Here is a 16,147-nt window from a genome sequence, read left to right on the forward strand (position 1 = left end):
GTCATGAAGCGTGGCGCTGAGGGGAGGGAGCGGCCGAGAAGCCGCTCGTCGGATGACAGGCAGTCCCAGATATGGGCCTGCTTGCAGGGCGTGATGGATCCGGAACTCGACGAGTCCGTCACCGAGTTGAATTTCGTGACCAGGGCCAATGTCGACTCGAAGGACCATGTCCACATCGAGTTTCGCTTGCCGACCTATTGGTGCGCTGCCAATTTCTCATTCCTGATGGCAGACGACATGCGCCGGGCCGTCAGCGCGTTGGACTGGGTCAAGGGCGTCAGCGTGGTCTTGGGTGAGCACATGTATGCCGACAAGATCAATGCGGGCCTCGCCCAGGGGCGCTCGTTCCAGGAAACGTTTGGCGCCGAGGCCGATGGCAGCCTCGATGACCTGCGTCAGACATTCCTCGTCAAGGCGTTCCAGCGCCGCCAGGTTGCACTGCTCAGCCACCTCGTTGCGCTGGGGCAGTCGCCAGCAGAGATCGTGAGCCTGACGTTGAGGGAGCTGGGTTGCCTGCCGCTCGACGATGCAGGTGAGAAGCTGATTCAGCGCTATCTTGAGCGGCGTGCCGTCGTAGGCCCGGCAAGCGGCGATGAGCCTGCCTTTGTCGATGCGAACGGAGCACGGCTCAGCGCCGACAGCCTTGCCGGATACGTATCGAATCTACGGCGCGTCGGCATCAATGCCGAATTCAACGGCGCGCTGTGCCGTGGCCTCCTTGCCGCGCGGTTCGACCTCGAGACACCGTTCGTACCGAAATCGAGGACGATGCCGGCGTCGCCGGGTACGTAACAGGGCCGTGATGCGGGCGCGCAGCATCGAAAACTCGTTCAGACCAGACGACCTCAAGGCAAAGTCGGGGATTTAGAATGCCGAAGATCATGTTGCACGATGAAGCTGCGCGGGCCGCGCTGGGCCGGGGCGTCGCCAAGCTCGCCAAGGCGGTACGCGGTACGCTGGGTCCGAAGGGCATGAACGCGATCATGGACCGACCGATCGGCACGCCGATCGTGTCGCGCGATGGCGTCAGCATTGCCAGCGAAATCGAACTTGAATGCCCGTTTGAGAATATGGGCGCGCAAGTGTTACGCGAGGTTTCAGCGCGAACCAATGAGGTGGCGGGGGACGGCACCACCACGGCCACCGTGCTCGCCGATGTTCTTGTGCAGGAAGGCCTGAAATGTCTGGCGGCCGGCGCCAATCCGGTCGAGCTGGTTGAAGGGCTGGAGCTGGCGGTTACCGAGACCATCACGGCGTTGCGACGGTCGGCGAGACCGCTGCAGGGGCCTGCCGGCCTGCGGGCTGTCGCGAGCATTGCGGCCAACGACACAACGCTTGGCGACATGGTGGGCGAAGCCTTCGAGCGCGCCGGCAATCACGGAATCGTCGCGGTGGAATTCGGCAATACAGTCGAGACGACGCTGGAAATCGTTGAAGGCATGGCCTTCGATCGCGGCTATCTTTCACATCACATGGTCACCGATGTCGAGAAAATGCAGGTGGTTCTCGACAATCCGTTCATCGTCATGACCGATCTCAAGATCCAGGCCGGGGAGCAACTCGCTGGTGTGATCTCCCTGATCGAGAAGAGCGGTCGACCTTTGCTGATCATCGCCGAGGAAGTGGCGCCATCGGTCATCATGCAATTGCTGGCGCGTCGGGAGAAATCCAATTTCAAGGTCGCCGCGATTCACCCGCCGGAGTTCGGCCATTGGCGCAAGGCAATGCTCGAGGATATTGCGATCACGACCGGAGGGCGCGTCATCTCGGCTGATCTGGGCGGAAGGCTCGAGAAGGCGGAACTGCACGACCTTGGGTCCGCGCGCCAGGTGCGCATTTCCGCCTCGAAGACCCTGATCACGGCGGGAGGTGGCGATCAGAAGACCATCGCGGCGCGACGCGAACAGGTGTTGCGCCAATACGATGCCGGTCCCGAAAATATCGAGCGGGACAAGTTCCAGGAGCGCATCGCAAAACTGTCCGGCGGCACAGCGATGATTCTCGCCGGCGGCGCGACGCCGGTCGAGCAAAAACGCCGGACCCAATTGATCGAGGATGCCATCAACGCGACCCGCGCCGCGCTCGAAGAAGGCATTGTGCCGGGTGGCGGAGTGGCCTTGCTCAGGATCGCTGCAAGGCTCGACGAATTGATCAATCGTCTGGACGGAGGCGCCAGGCAGGGCGCCGAGCTGCTGCAACGCGCGCTCAGTCGGCCGCTTTTCTACATTGCCGCCAATGCCGGCCTGAACGGGGAGGCGGAGGTAGCGAAAGTTGCCAAGGCCAGGAATGGCCAAGGGCTCGATGTGCGCAATGGCTCGGCGGTCGATCTTGTCGAAGCTGGCATCATCGACCCGGTCAAGGTTTGCTACAGCGCGGTTCGCAATGCGGCATCGGTGGCCGGACTGATCCTGACGACGCAGACCTTGATCGCCAAGAAGCCGGATGATTATGATCCGACCGCTGGCCCGGCGCGAGGTGGTGGTGCTGAGCTGCTTTGAACGGAACGGATCATCGGTTCGAAGCGACCGGCGCTCCGTCGATAGCCGAGCATGCTGCGATACTCGCGGCATCCAGCGGTTCGAGGCGCTATGGCATCACTCGGGCTTCTTCTGCCCGAGAGCGCGATAGATGGTGTTTCTTGAGACGCCGAGACGGCGCGCGGTTTCGCTGACGTTTCCGGCGGTCTCGGCATAAACCACAAGGATTCGCGCGCGATGGATGTCGTGAAGTGATCCGGACTCAGTTCCGGCGGGGTGAACGATGTTCTCCGCGCTTGCTTCGTTGATGAATCCGTCCGCAGCGGCAAGGCTGAATCGCGCCAGAACGTTGCGGAGCTCGCGGACGTTGCCAGGCCAGGGACGTGCGGCGAGATGCGCAATGTCGGTCGGCGTGATCTCGCAAGTCGGGTCGATCGTATTGAGCAGATGGCGAACGATGGCATCAAAGTCGTTGCGGTCCCGGAGTCGCGGCAGAGTGACCTCGAGCGTATTGAGACGATAGAGCAGGTCGGATCGGAACCGGCCTTCGGCGATGGCCTTGTCCAACCTGGCGTTGGTGGCGGAGATCAGAAAGACATCGACCTTCGATCTGACGCCGCCGACGGGGCGCACGGTCCAGTCGTCGAGCAGGCGCAGAAGCACCGCCTGCAGCGCGACGGGCATGTCGCCGATTTCGTCAAGGAACAGCGTGCCGCCGTCGGCCTCCCTGACCAGTCCAATCGCGCCGCCGCGCCGCGCCCCGGTGAATGCTCCCTCGGCATAGCCAAACAGCTCGCTCTCGATCAGGCTTTCCGGCAGGGCGGCGCAATTCACGGGGATGAACGCGCCGGTTCGCCCACTTGCCATATGGGCGTGGCGGGCAAGCTGCTCCTTGCCGGTTCCGGTCTCGCCGCGGATCAGGATGGGCATCTTGCGTGCTGCCGCGGTCTCGACTTGACGGACGATGGCCCGGACCGCGGGGTCGCGCGCAACGAAGCCGGCGGCCGGGCTCTGAAGAGACCGCGGTTCCGGCTTTGAATCCTTTCGGGCAGATGATGAGCTCGCGGTCTCGCGGCCTTCAGATTCGGATCTCGATTTCTGGACGTCGCGATGCGTGATCAACTGGCGTCGTCGCGCATGCAGCACCACGATGGCGCCGATGCCGGAGCGCTCGTTCTCGACGAAGTTGACGCTCGCATTGGGAAGCAGCTCCTTCAACCTGATCGGCCACTCGTCGAAGGGAACCGTCTTCAAGAAGCGGGTTGGCGCGTCGTTGCGAATGCCGTGGCGATCATGCTGGAGCGCGTTCAGGGCACGCTCGGTGGCGTGGAGGATCATGCCACGGCGATCAAGCACGATGCATTCATCGTTCGCCCATTGCGATCTCTTGGCGAGAAAGCGGCAAAGCAACTCCTCATGTTCCTGTCGGACCGATTGGGCGAGGACGCTTTCCACGTGATGGCCGACCGCGACGGCCAAGGCCAGGCTCTGCGGATTGAAGGTGCTTGCAGGACCCGAGATATCGACCACGCCAAGCAGTTCGCCATCGGTCGGGTCATGAACCGGGACGGCAGCGCAGGTCCACCGTTGCACCTCCGAGCAGAAATGCTCGGTACCGTGAATTTGGACAGGTTTCGATTCCGCTATCGCGGCGCCAATCGCGTTGGTGCCGATGTCGGCCTCGCTCCAGCGACCTCCGTGTTCGAGATGGACTGCGCGGCCGGCGTCAATGACCCTGTCGTCACCCTGCGTATCGATGATCAGCCCACTCGGATCGGTGAGGATCATGATTGAGTTTGCATCGCGCAGGAATGTTCTTGAATTCTCGAGCGCGCAGCGGGCGGCATGACGGAGCGACGCGTACTTGGAGCGATGGCGAAACAACTCGGCGTCCGCGACGAGTGGCGCTCGCGCACGGTCGACGGTGACGTGATGGTTCCTGGATCGCTGCCACGACGCTGCTACCGATGATCTCAGGTCGGATGACAACGCTCCGCGCTCGACAAACTTCTCCCACGCCGCCAGCACTTCTCGTTGATCCATCCCGGCTCCTCCGACGTGAAAGATGCCGGACCCGCTCATGACGGGCCCTGCGATCATTCACCTGAATGCGGGGGGGCCTGCCGCAACTGCCGGTTCGCTCACGCAAAGTCCGACGGTAAGACCCTTCCAGGCCACCGTAACGGCGCCTGAATCGGATTCCCTACCCGTCGCACCCGCAGTGAAGACGATCGCGCCTTCCGATCAAACAACCCTTCAGCGTCCCACGTCCCCAACGTCCCAGGCTTTTCTCCCAAGCCCGTTGACCAGATCAGCCTATACGTTTTGAATGGTTCTAGCAAAGGTGGCGATCGAGGTTCCGCTGGGCCGCGGCTCGATGTGTTCGAAAGTCCGGGCTAGGGCCCGCTGTAGTGCGGCGCAGCATCCGGGAAAAGGCGGTAACGCTCCCCTACCAAATATGTGCGCAAAGGCGCGCTGGGACCTCGCCGCCGACCAGTTGGCGGGAATCCTCCCATCAAATGAGATGCGCCGTTCGATCGCAGCCAGTGGCTAGCGATGTCTGCGCTCACGCAATTTGCGGAAGTCGTCGCCTGCGTGGTGCGAGGAGCGCGTCAGCGGGGTGGCCGAGACCATCAGGAAGCCCTTGGCATACGCGGTCTTCTCATAGGCTTCGAATTCGTCAGGCGGCACGAAGCTGACGACGGGATGGTGCTTGCGCGTCGGTTGGAGATACTGGCCGATGGTCAGGAAATCGACGTCGGCGGAGCGCAGATCGTCCATCAGTTGCAGCACCTCGCTGCGGTCTTCGCCGAGGCCGACCATGTCCCCCACTTGGTGAAGATCCGTGCGTCGAGCTCCTTCACGCGCTGTAGCAGCCGGACCGAATGGAAATAGCGCGCGCCCGGGCGCACCGTCAGATACTTCGACGGCACCGTCTCCAGATTGTGGTTGAACACGTCAGGGCTCGCCGCAACAACGCTTTCGAGCGCGCCACTCTTGCGCAGAAAATCCGGGGTGAGGATTTCGATCGACGTGCCGGGACTGGTTGCGCGAATGGCGGCAATGGTCGCAGCGAAATGGGCGGCGCCGCCGTCGGCCAGATCGTCGCGATCGACCGAGGTGACGACCACGTGCTCCAGTCCCAACTTGGCCACTGCTTCGGCGACCTTGCTGGGCTCATCGGCGTCGAGCGGACCGGGCAGGCCGGTTCGCACATTGCAGAAGGCGCAGGCGCGCGTGCAGGTGTCGCCCATGATCATGAAGGTCGCGTGCTTCTTCGTCCAGCATTCGCCGATGTTGGGACAACCGGCTTCCTCGCAGACGGTCACGAGCTTGTTCTCGCGCACGATGCGCCGCGTCTCGGCCCATTGGGCCGAGCCGGGCGCCTTCACGCGGATCCATGCCGGCTTGCTCTGCAGCGGTGTGTCGGGGCGGTTGGCTTTTTCGGGATGGCGCGGCCTATCGGCCCGCAGCTTCGTGCGCGGATCGTTGTTGAGGAGATCGAGTATCACTGTCATGCGCCCCAACCTCGTGGTGTGCGAGAGCCGACCATGCCAGCGACCCCGCTCAAACCGTGCGACACGTTCCGAATTGCGCATGCCATCGCGCGATGAGAACGCCGATGCGCGCTTGATCGCAGACATTCAGTCATCGAGGCGAAGCTCGTCAACTTGAATTTGTCGTTCCGCGCTGCTGTCGGTTGGTGACCGCGTGCGGCCTGTGCGGAGAAGCTCTCGCTCCGCGTGCGCAGGGCGGTTTGACGGCATCGTCCCCGATCTTCGGACGCCTCGACCAGCGCAATCCGAGATTTCGGATGACCGCTCCGCCCGGTTTTCCGGAGCGTCAGACGGATCCGACGCCGATGCAGCGGCGGGTGCGTTGGCCTACAGAGCAAAACCAAGCAAACTGAACGACATCCCCGCGATCGCTCGCGCATTTCGCGGTTTGGCACGAATGCTGCTTGGGTACCTGCCAAAAGGAGCAACAGCTCCAGAATATACAGTGCGAGGGGACGTTCAGATGCCAACCAACACTCAGCTCACCACCTAACGCGACCGGGACATCGCCAGTTTTGCATTGCGCGCTTCCGCATGAATGCGGGCCGCAATGAACGCGGGCGTGCGACTTCGGCTTGGCATGCAATGGAGAAGGCAATGACGATGGCGGACGCTCACGATCAGGATCCGCAGGAAACCCGGGACTGGCTTGATGCCTTGTCGGCGGTCCAGGGGCATCGCGGCAATGAACGCGCCGAGTTCGTCGTCAATGCGATGCTGGAGGCGGCGCGCCGCGGCGGCCTTCAGATCGAGCAGTCGCTGACGACGCCCTATTGCAACACAATCCCGCTGGACCAGCAGCCGGCGCTGCCCGGCGACCGCGCGATCGAGCACAAGCTTCGCTCCATCATCCGCTGGAACGCCCTTGCGATCATTCTGCGCGCCAACAAGGAAAGCTCGGAGCTCGGCGGCCATATCGCGAGCTTCCAGTCGGCTGCCACACTCTATGACATCGGCTTTGGCCATTTCTGGCACGCGCCGACCGATGCTCATGGCGGCGACCTGATTTTTGTCCAGGGGCACTGCTCGCCCGGCATCTACGCGCGCGCCTTCCTCGAAGGACGATTGAGCGAGGAGCAGCTGCTCAGCTTCAGGCAGGAGACCAGCGGCAAGGGATTGTCGAGCTATCCGCATCCCTGGTTGATGCCGGACTTCTGGCAGTTCCCGACGGTGTCGATGGGGCTCGGGCCCTTGATGGCGATCTATCAGGCGCGCTTCCTGAAATATCTCGAGAACCGCAAGCTGGCCGATACGTCCAACCGCAAGGTCTGGGCGTTCATGGGCGACGGCGAAACCGACGAGCCGGAATCGCTCGGCGCGATCTCGCTCGCCGGCCGCGAGAACCTCGATAATCTGATCTTCGTCATCAACTGCAACCTCCAGCGGCTCGATGGACCCGTCCGCGGCAACGGCAAGATCGTTCAGGAGCTCGAAAGCGTTTTCCGCGGTGCGGGCTGGAACGTCATCAAGGTGCTGTGGGGCTCGGGCTGGGACCGCTTGCTGGAAAAGGACAAGAGCGGGCTGCTGCTCAGGCTCATGGAGGAATGCGTCGACGGCGAATACCAGGACTTCAAGAGCAAGAGCGGCGCTTACATTCGCGAACACTTCTTCGGCAAGTATGAGGAAACGAAACAGCTCGTCGCTGATATGAGCGACGACGATATCTGGCAGCTCGCGCGCGGCGGCCATGATCCCGAGAAGGTCTTTGCCGCTTACACCGCGGCCGTGAACCACAAGGGCCAGCCGACGGTCATTCTGCCGAAGACCGTCAAGGGCTACGGCATGGGCGAATCCGGCGAAGGCCAGATGATCGCCCATCAGGCCAAGAAGATGACGCAGGACGCGCTGCGCGGTTTCCGTGACCGCTTCCAGGTGCCGGTCTCCGACGCCGATTTGGCCAAGGTGCCTTTCCTCCGGCTGCCGGAAGATAGCCCGGAAATGAAGTATTTCCGGGCACAGCGCGAAAAGCTCGGCGGCTACCTGCCGCAACGCCGGCGCAAATCAGCGTCCTTGCAAATTCCGCCGCTCTCGACGTTCCAGCGGCTGCTCGAAAACACCGGCGAGCGCGAAATCTCGACCACGATGGCGTTCGTGCAGTTGCTTGGTACGCTTGTGCGCGACAAGGTGATCGGCAAGCACATCGTGCCGATCGTGCCGGACGAATCCCGCACCTTCGGCATGGAAGGCATGTTCCGCCAACTCGGCATCTATTCGTCTGTCGGTCAGCTCTACAGGCCGCAGGATGCCGATCAGCTGATGTACTATCGCGAGGACAAGAGCGGGCAGGTCTTCCAGGAAGGCATCAACGAAGGCGGCGCGATGTCGAGCTGGATTGTCGCCGCGACGTCCTACTCGACCACAACGTGCCGATGATCCCGTTCTACATCTACTACTCGATGTTTGGCTTGCAGCGGGTCGGCGACCTCGCCTGGCTCGCAGGCGACATGCGCGCCCGGGGCTTCCTGCTCGGCGGCACGGCCGGCCGCACCACGCTGAACGGCGAAGGCTTGCAGCATGAGGACGGCCACAGCCACGTGCTCGCCGCCACCATCCCGAACTGCATCTCCTACGATCCGACCTTCGCCTATGAGGTCGTGACCATCGTCCGCGAAGGCATGCGCCGCATGTATGAGGCGCAGGAGGACGTCTTCTACCACATCACCCTGATGAACGAGAATTATCAGCACCCGGCGCTGGCTGACGCAGGCACGGGCGCCGAGGAGGGAATTCTCAAAGGCCTCTACCTCCTGAAGAACGGCGGCGAGACCGCGTTAAAGGGACTGCGCGTCCAGCTCGTCGGCTCGGGCACGATCCTGCGCGAGGTGATCGCGGCGGCCGATCTGCTCAAGGCGGACTTCGGCGTGACCGCGGACGTCTGGAGTGCAACCAGCTTCAACGAACTGCGTCGTGACGGTATGGCGGCGGAACGCTGGAACCTGCTGCATCCGACCGAGCCGCGCCGCAAGAGCTGGGTGGAAGCGCAGCTCGAAGGGCATCCGGGGCCGGTCGTGGCTTCGACCGACTACATGCGCAACTACCCCGACCAGATCCGGGAATACGTGCAGGCGGCCGGCCGCCGCTACGTCGTGCTCGGCACCGACGGGTTCGGCCGCAGCGACTATCGCGTCAAGCTCCGGAAATTCTTCGAGGTCGACCGCCACTATGTCGCCGTCGCGGCACTCAAGGCGCTCGCCGATGAGGGAACGATCAAGCCCGCAATCGTCGCCGAGGCCATCGCCAAATACCCGATCGATGCCGGGCGCGCCGCGCCGTGGACCGTGTGAGGCAGGGGAGCCGAGGGCAGAGCGATGAGTGGTCTGATCGACATCAAGGTTCCCGATATTGGTGACTTCAAAGGCGTCCCGGTCATCGAGGTCTTCGTCAAGCCGGGCGACAAGGTGAAGGCCGAGGATCCGCTGGTCGCGCTGGAGTCCGACAAGGCGACCATGGAGGTGCCGTCGCCGCGCGATGGCGTGGTGAAGGCAGTGGTCGTCAAGGTTGGCGACAAGGTGAGCGAAGGCGTGGTGATCGTTCAGTTCGAAGGTGCGGGCGCCGAGCAGGCCGAAACGCGCCCCGTCGTCAGCGCGCCGCCTTCGCCCGTCAGCGCGCCGGCGGGTATCGCCGAGGTCCGTGTTCCCGACATCGGCGACTTCAAGGACGTTCCGGTCATCGAGATCTTCGTCAAGCCCGGCGACAGCGTCAAAGCTGAGGATCCGCTGATCGCGCTCGAGTCGGACAAGGCGACAATGGAAGTGCCGGCGCCGCTCTCGGGCACCGTGCGCGAGATCAAGGTGAAGACCGGTGACAAGGTCAGCGAAGGCGCGATCATTCTCGTGCTTGCGACCAGCGATGCATCCGCCGCGGCCAGCCCTGCCGCGGCTGCGCCGGCACCGGCAGCATCGGCACCCGCCGCTGCCGTGGCGCAGGCCGGCGGGGTCGACGAGAAGGCCTTTGCGCTTGCCTATGCCGGCCCCGCGGTCCGTAAGCTGGCGCGCGAGATGGGTGTCGATCTCGGCAAGGTAAAGGGCTCGGGCAATCATGGCCGCATCCTGCGCGAGGATGTCGAGACCTTTGCCAAGGGCGGAGCATCAGCCGCCAAGCCGCAGGCTGCGGCGGCAAGCGGAGGCGGCGTCGGTGGCATCGACCTGCTGCCCTGGCCCAAGGTCGATTTCGCGAAATTCGGGCCGGTCGAGCGCAAGGAGCTCGGCCGCATCAAGAAGATTTCGGCCGCTAATTTGCACCGCAACTGGGTCGTCATTCCGCACGTCACGACCCATGACGAGGCCGATATCACCGATCTCGAGCAATTCCGGGTGAAGATGAACAAGGAGCTGGAGAAGAGCGGCGTCAAGCTCTCGCTGCTGCCCTTCATGGTGAAGGCGGCGGTCGCGACGCTGCAGAAATTTCCGGAGTTCAATGCCAGTCTCGATGGCGACACGCTGGTCTACAAGAACTACTGGCACATCGGATTTGCCGCGGACACGCCCAACGGCCTGATGGTGCCGGTGATCCGCGATGCCGACAAGAAATCGGTGCCGGAGATCGCCAACGAGATGAACGCGCTCGCCAAGCTGGCGCGCGAGGGCAAGATCAAGCCGGACCAGATGCAGGGCGGCACCTTCTCGATCTCGTCGCTGGGCGGCATCGGCGGCATCTACTTCACGCCGATCATCAACGCGCCGGAAGTCGCGATCATGGGCGTCTGCAAGGGATACTGGAAGCAGCATTCGCCTGACGGCAAGACCTGGACCTCGCGCCTCACTCTGCCGCTGTCGCTGTCCTGGGATCACCGCGTCATCGACGGTGCGGCCGCCGCACGCTTCAACGTCTACTTCGCCAATGTGCTCGCCGATCTGCGGCGCGTGTTGTTCTGAGATCGGGGGAGAGCAGCATGGCTCAGCAGATCGAAGTGAAGGTGCCCGATATCGGCGAATTCAAGGACGTCGCCGTCATCGAGGTCATGGTGAAGCCCGGCGAGACCGTCGCGGTCGATACCAGCCTGATCATGGTCGAGTCCGACAAGGCATCCATGGAGATCCCGTCCTCGCACGCCGGCGTCGTCAAGGAAGTCAGGGTCAAGGTCGACGACAAGGTGAGCGAAGGGTCGACGATCCTCGTGCTGGAGACCTCGGGCGCCGTGGCTGCGCCGGCACCCGCGCCCACATCGCAGCCGGCCGCCGCGCCGCCGCCGGTTGCGCCCGCCGCGGCGTCCTATTCCGGCAAGGCGGAGATCGAATGCGACATGCTGGTGCTGGGCGCCGGTCCCGGCGGCTATTCGGCCGCCTTCCGCGCCGCCGATCTCGGCATGAAGACCGTGCTGGTCGAGCGTTACGACACGCTCGGCGGCGTGTGTCTTAACGTCGGCTGTATCCCGAGCAAGGCGCTGCTGCATACGGCATCCGTCGTCGACGAGGTGAAGCATCTCCCGGACCACGGGATTTCGTTTGGCGCGCCGCAGATCGACCTCGGCAAGCTGCGCTCCTTCAAGGAAGGCGTGATCAAGAAGCTGACGGGCGGGCTCGCCGGGATGGCGAAGGCCCGCAAGGTCGAGGTGGTGACCGGCGTCGGCGCGTTCCACGATCCGCATCATCTCGAGGTTGCCGTGGCAGGCGGCAAGAAGACGATCAAATTCGCCAGGGCGATCATCGCCGCCGGCAGCCAGTCCGTGAAGCTGCCGTTCCTACCCGAGGATTCGCGCATCGTCGATTCGACCGGCGCGCTCCAGCTGAAGTCGATCCCGAAGCGCATGCTGGTGATCGGCGGCGGCATCATCGGGCTCGAAATGGCGACGGTGTATTCTACCCTTGGCGCGCGCATCGACGTCGTCGAGATGCTCGACGGCCTGATGCAGGGCGCCGACCGTGACCTGGTCAAGGTCTGGGACAAGATGAACGCCGGTCGCTTCGACAAGGTGATGCTGAAGACCAAGACGGTCGGCGGGAAGGCCACCGAAGCCGGGATCGAGGTCAGCTTCGAAGGCGAGCAAGCCCCCGCCGGACCGCAGCTCTATGACCTCGTTCTGGTGTCGGTCGGCCGCAGCCCGAACGGCAAGAAGATCGGCGCCGACAAGGCCGGTGTCGCGGTCACGGATCGCGGCTTCATCGACGTCGACAGGCAGATGCGCACCAACGTGGCGCACATCTTCGCCATTGGCGACGTCGTGGGGCAGCCGATGTTGGCGCACAAGGCTGTGCATGAAGGTCATGTGGCGGCCGAAGTGGCCCATGGCGAGAAGTCGTATTTCGATGCGCGGCAGATTCCGTCCGTTGCCTACACCGATCCCGAAGTGGCCTGGGCCGGCAAGACCGAGGAGCAGTGCAAGGCCGAGGGCATCAAGTTCGGCAAGGCGGTCTTTCCCTGGGCGGCCTCCGGCCGGGCCATTGCCAACGGACGCGACGAGGGCTTCACCAAGCTGCTGTTCGACTCGGCGACCCATCGGGTGATCGGCGGCGGGATCGTCGGCACGCACGCGGGCGATCTGATCAGCGAGGTCTGCCTTGCGATCGAGATGGGATGCGAGCCTGCGGATATCGGCAAGACCATTCATCCGCACCCGACGCTCGGCGAGTCCATCGGCATGGCGGCGGAGGTCTTTGAGGGCCATTGCACCGATCTGCCGCCACAGAAGAAGAAATGACGTTTGCCTGCCGATACGCAGGCACAGAGAGATCAGGGAGAAGACACAATGTCTGCAGCGACCACTGCGACGTCCGGAACGTTGCCTGTCACGCAGAAGAAGCCGTTTTACCGGATTCTGTACGTTCAGGTGCTCGCGGCGATCGTGCTCGGCGTGATTGTCGGCTGGCTCTGGCCTGATCTCGCCAAGAACGACTGGATCAAGGCGATGGGCGACGGCTTCGTCAAGCTCATCAAGATGGCGATTGCGCCGATCATCTTCTGCACGGTGGTTTCGGGGATCGCCCACATTTCCGAAGTGAAGAAAGTGGGTCGCGTCGCGATCAAGTCGCTGGTCTATTTCGAGGTCGTCTCGACCTTTGCGCTTGCGCTGGGCCTGATCGTCGCCAACGTGCTGCGGCCGGGCGCGGGCTTCCAGGGCCAGTCGAACGCCGCCGCGGTCGCCGGCTATGCCAAGCAGGCGAGCGAGATGAAGTCGGTGGACTTCGTCCTGCACATCATTCCGGACACCGTGGTCGGAGCGTTCGCCCAAGGCGAAATCCTGCAGGTGCTGCTGTTCGCCATCCTGTTCGGCTTCGCGCTGATGGGGCTCGGCGAACGGGCTCACACGGTCCGTTCGATGATCGACGACGTCGCGCATGCGATGTTCGGCGTCATCTCGATCGTCGTCAAGGTCGCGCCGATCGGCGCTTTTGGCGCCATGGCCTACACGATCGGCCGCTACGGTCCCCAGGCGCTCGGCAATCTCGCCGGTCTGATCGCGACCTTCTATCTCACCGCGCTGCTGTTCGTGGTCGTCGGGCTCGGCATCATCGCCCGCATCGCCGGCTTCTCCATCTTCAAGTTCCTCAAATACATCAAGGACGAGCTGCTGATCGTGCTCGGCACGTCATCCTCGGAAAGCGCGCTGCCGCAGCTGATGGAAAAGCTGGAGCGTCTCGGCTGCTCCAAGTCGGTCGTTGGCCTTGTCGTGCCCACCGGCTACTCCTTCAACCTCGACGGCACCAACATCTACATGACCTTGGCGACGCTGTTCATCGCCCAGGCGATGAATGTTGAGCTCAGCTTCGGCGAGCAGATGACGATCCTCATCGTCGCCATGCTGACGTCGAAGGGCGCCTCGGGAATCACGGGCGCCGGCTTCATCACGCTCGCTGGCACGCTTGCGGCAGTCAGGCCGGAGCTGCTTCCCGGCATGGCGATCGTACTCGGCATCGACAAGTTCATGAGCGAATGCCGGGCGTTGACCAATCTGTGCGGCAACGGCGTCGCTTGCGTCGTCGTGGCGTGGTGGGAAGGCGAACTCGACCGCGAGAAGCTGCGCGCCGGACTCGATCGCGACATCGATCCGAGCGACATCGAAGTCGCTGTAACGACGGGCTAGGCGAATACGGAAGGTGGTCGCCGACGATCACCGCCAGTTCATCAGAAATGTATCAAGGGAGTTGGTCATGACGGACGTGGTTGTGGTTTCCGCGGCGCGGACACCGGTGGGCTCCTTCAACGGAGCGTTCGGGGCGATACCCGCTCACGAACTCGGGGCGATCGCGATCAAGGGCGCCCTCGAACGCGCCAAAGTGTCGCCTGAAGACGTCGACGAGGTCATCCTGGGCCAAGTCTTGTCCGGCGGCGAGGGCCAGAACCCGGCGTGGCAGGCCGCGATGGCAGCCGGCATTCCGCAGGAGAAGACGGCGTGGGGCATGAACCAGCTGTGCGGCTCGGGCCTGCGGTCGGTGGCGCTCGGCCTGCAGCAGATCGCCAATGGCGACGCCAGGATCATCGTCGCCGGCGGCATGGAGTCGATGTCGATGGCGCCGCATCTGTCACATATGCGCGGCGGCACCAAGATGGGCGACGTCAAATTCATCGACTCCATGTTGAAGGACGGCCTGCTCGATGCCTTCCACGGCTACCACATGGGAGTCACGGCGGAGAACATCGCCGCCAGATGGCAGATCACCCGCGAGGAGCAGGATGCGTTCGCGACCGGCTCGCAGAACAAGGCCGAGGATGCGCAGAAGGGCGGCCGGTTCAAGGACGAGATCGTTCCAGTCACGGTCAAGACCCGAAAGGGAGAAATCGTCGTCGATCAGGACGAATACATCCGCCCGGGCACGACGCTGGACGCGCTTGCCAAGCTGAAGCCTGCCTTCAACAAGGAGGGCACGGTGACCGCCGGAAACGCTTCGGGTCTCAACGACGGTGCGGCCGCGCTGGTGTTGATGAGCGCCGACGAAGCCAGCAAGCGCGGCCTGGCGCCGCTTGCGAAGATCGTCTCGTGGGCCACCGCCGGCGTCGATCCGGCGGTGATGGGCTCGGGGCCAATTCCGGCATCGCGCAAGGCGCTGGAAAAGGCCGGCTGGAAAGTCAAAGACCTCGATCTTGTCGAAGCCAATGAGGCCTTTGCGGCGCAGGCGATCGCCGTCAACAAGGACATGGGCTGGGATCCGTCGATCGTGAACGTGAACGGTGGCGCCATTGCCATCGGCCATCCGATCGGCGCGTCCGGCGCGCGGGTTCTGACGACGCTCTTGTTCGAAATGCAGAAGCGTGGCGCGAAGAAGGGTCTCGCCACGCTGTGTATCGGCGGCGGCATGGGCGTCGCCCTGACGGTCGAGCGCTGAGCGAGGCCGGGCTCACCTCAACAAGGGCCGGCGGGTGCAAATCAATCAAGATCGGGAGGCAATCATGTCCAGAGTTGCAGTGGTGACCGGTGGAACGCGCGGTATCGGCGAGGCGATCTCGATCGCCCTCAAGGCAGCCGGATACAAGGTGGCGGCAAGCTATGCCGGCAATGATGAAGCGGCCGCGAAGTTCAAGACCGAGACCGGCATCAATGTCTACAAATGGGATGTCTCGAACTAAGAGGCGTGCGTCGCCGGCCTGAAGCAGGTCGAGGCCGATCTCGGGCCGGTGGAGGTGCTGGTCAACAATGCCGGCATCACCAAGGACGGCATGTTCCACAAGATGACGGCGGAGCAATGGTACGCGGTCATCAACACCAACCTGAACTCGCTGTTCAACATGACGCGGCCGGTGTGGGACGGCATGCGCGAGCGGAAGTTCGGCCGGGTGATTTGCATCTCCTCGATCAACGGCCAGAAGGGCCAGATGGGCCAGGTCAACTACTCCGCCGCCAAGGCAGGCGACATCGGCTTCGTGAAGGCGCTGGCCCAGGAAGGCGCGCGCGCCGGGATCACGGTGAACGCGATCTGTCCCGGCTATATCGCCACCGAGATGGTCAAGGCGATCAACCCGGAGATCGTGGCCAAGAACATCCTGCCTCAGATTCCGGTCGGCCGCTTGGGTGAACCGCACGAGATCGCGCGCGCGGTGCTGTTCCTGGCGTCCGACGATGCCGGCTTCGTCACGGGCTCGACGATCTCGGCGAATGGCGGTCAGCACGTGGTCTGAGCTGTTCCGGCAACGCGCCGCAAGGGTGACGGCGCGTGCGCTCGACGCGGGCCCGCCTGGCGT

6 protein-coding genes and 5 pseudogenes are annotated in these 16,147 nt (G+C 63.5%); 8 read left to right on the forward strand and 3 right to left on the reverse strand.

Annotation, left to right across the window (positions count from 1 at the left end; all coding sequences use genetic code 11):
• Positions 1-3 precede the first annotated feature (3 nt).
• Positions 4-792 (forward strand): iron-sulfur cluster assembly protein, encoded by a 789-nt coding sequence (locus HAP54_RS20215; protein WP_224742056.1) that lies wholly within the window; start codon positions 4-6, stop codon positions 790-792.
• A gap of 77 nt (positions 793-869) precedes the next feature.
• Positions 870-2,498, forward strand: coding sequence for a molecular chaperone GroEL (locus HAP54_RS20220; protein ID WP_166303143.1), 1,629 nt, complete (start codon positions 870-872; stop codon positions 2,496-2,498).
• A gap of 96 nt (positions 2,499-2,594) precedes the next feature.
• On the opposite strand, the pseudogene HAP54_RS20225 reads toward HAP54_RS20220, so the two are convergent.
• The 3 pseudogenes from HAP54_RS20225 to lipA all read right to left on the reverse strand — a co-directional run.
• Positions 2,595-3,452: pseudogene (locus tag HAP54_RS20225) on the reverse strand (sigma 54-interacting transcriptional regulator); the annotation flags it as partial.
• Positions 3,453-3,983: 531 nt separating this feature from the next.
• Positions 3,984-4,577: pseudogene (locus HAP54_RS20230) on the reverse strand (GAF domain-containing protein); the annotation flags it as partial.
• A gap of 450 nt (positions 4,578-5,027) precedes the next feature.
• A pseudogene (gene lipA / locus HAP54_RS20235) lies at positions 5,028-5,995 on the reverse strand (lipoyl synthase).
• 642 nt (positions 5,996-6,637) lie between these two features.
• On the opposite strand from lipA, the pseudogene aceE reads away from it, so the two are divergent.
• From aceE to phbB, 6 genes and pseudogenes are all read left to right on the forward strand, one after another.
• A pseudogene (aceE, locus tag HAP54_RS20240) lies at positions 6,638-9,318 on the forward strand (pyruvate dehydrogenase (acetyl-transferring), homodimeric type).
• 24 nt (positions 9,319-9,342) lie between these two features.
• Positions 9,343-10,908, forward strand: a complete 1,566-nt coding sequence (locus tag HAP54_RS20245; protein WP_166303149.1) for a dihydrolipoyllysine-residue acetyltransferase — start codon at positions 9,343-9,345, stop codon at positions 10,906-10,908.
• A gap of 17 nt (positions 10,909-10,925) precedes the next feature.
• Positions 10,926-12,671 (forward strand): dihydrolipoyl dehydrogenase, encoded by a 1,746-nt coding sequence (gene lpdA, locus HAP54_RS20250; RefSeq protein WP_166303152.1) that lies wholly within the window; start codon positions 10,926-10,928, stop codon positions 12,669-12,671.
• A gap of 48 nt (positions 12,672-12,719) precedes the next feature.
• Positions 12,720-14,054 (forward strand): dicarboxylate/amino acid:cation symporter, encoded by a 1,335-nt coding sequence (locus tag HAP54_RS20255; RefSeq protein ID WP_166303155.1) that lies wholly within the window; start codon positions 12,720-12,722, stop codon positions 14,052-14,054.
• A 67-nt stretch (positions 14,055-14,121) separates the two neighbouring features.
• On the forward strand, positions 14,122-15,294 hold the full coding sequence (locus tag HAP54_RS20260; protein WP_166308103.1) for an acetyl-CoA C-acetyltransferase: 1,173 nt from the start codon (positions 14,122-14,124) through the stop codon (positions 15,292-15,294).
• Positions 15,295-15,358: 64 nt separating this feature from the next.
• Positions 15,359-16,084 (forward strand): annotated as a pseudogene (phbB, locus tag HAP54_RS20265) (acetoacetyl-CoA reductase).
• The last annotated feature ends 63 nt before the right edge of the window (positions 16,085-16,147 follow it).

The sequence above is a fragment of the Bradyrhizobium sp. 2S1 genome, from assembly GCF_011516625.5.
In the GTDB taxonomy this organism is placed as follows: Bacteria; Pseudomonadota; Alphaproteobacteria; order Rhizobiales; family Xanthobacteraceae; genus Bradyrhizobium; species Bradyrhizobium septentrionale.

Coding starts and splice junctions, on each gene's coding strand:
- HAP54_RS20215 (WP_224742056.1), top strand. CDS start 4: ATGAAGCGTGGCGCTGAGGGGAGGGAGCGGCCGAGAAGCCGCTCGTCG.
- HAP54_RS20220 (WP_166303143.1), top strand. CDS start 870: ATGCCGAAGATCATGTTGCACGATGAAGCTGCGCGGGCCGCGCTGGGC.
- HAP54_RS20245 (WP_166303149.1), top strand. CDS start 9,343: ATGAGTGGTCTGATCGACATCAAGGTTCCCGATATTGGTGACTTCAAA.
- lpdA (WP_166303152.1), top strand. CDS start 10,926: ATGGCTCAGCAGATCGAAGTGAAGGTGCCCGATATCGGCGAATTCAAG.
- HAP54_RS20255 (WP_166303155.1), top strand. CDS start 12,720: ATGTCTGCAGCGACCACTGCGACGTCCGGAACGTTGCCTGTCACGCAG.
- HAP54_RS20260 (WP_166308103.1), top strand. CDS start 14,122: ATGACGGACGTGGTTGTGGTTTCCGCGGCGCGGACACCGGTGGGCTCC.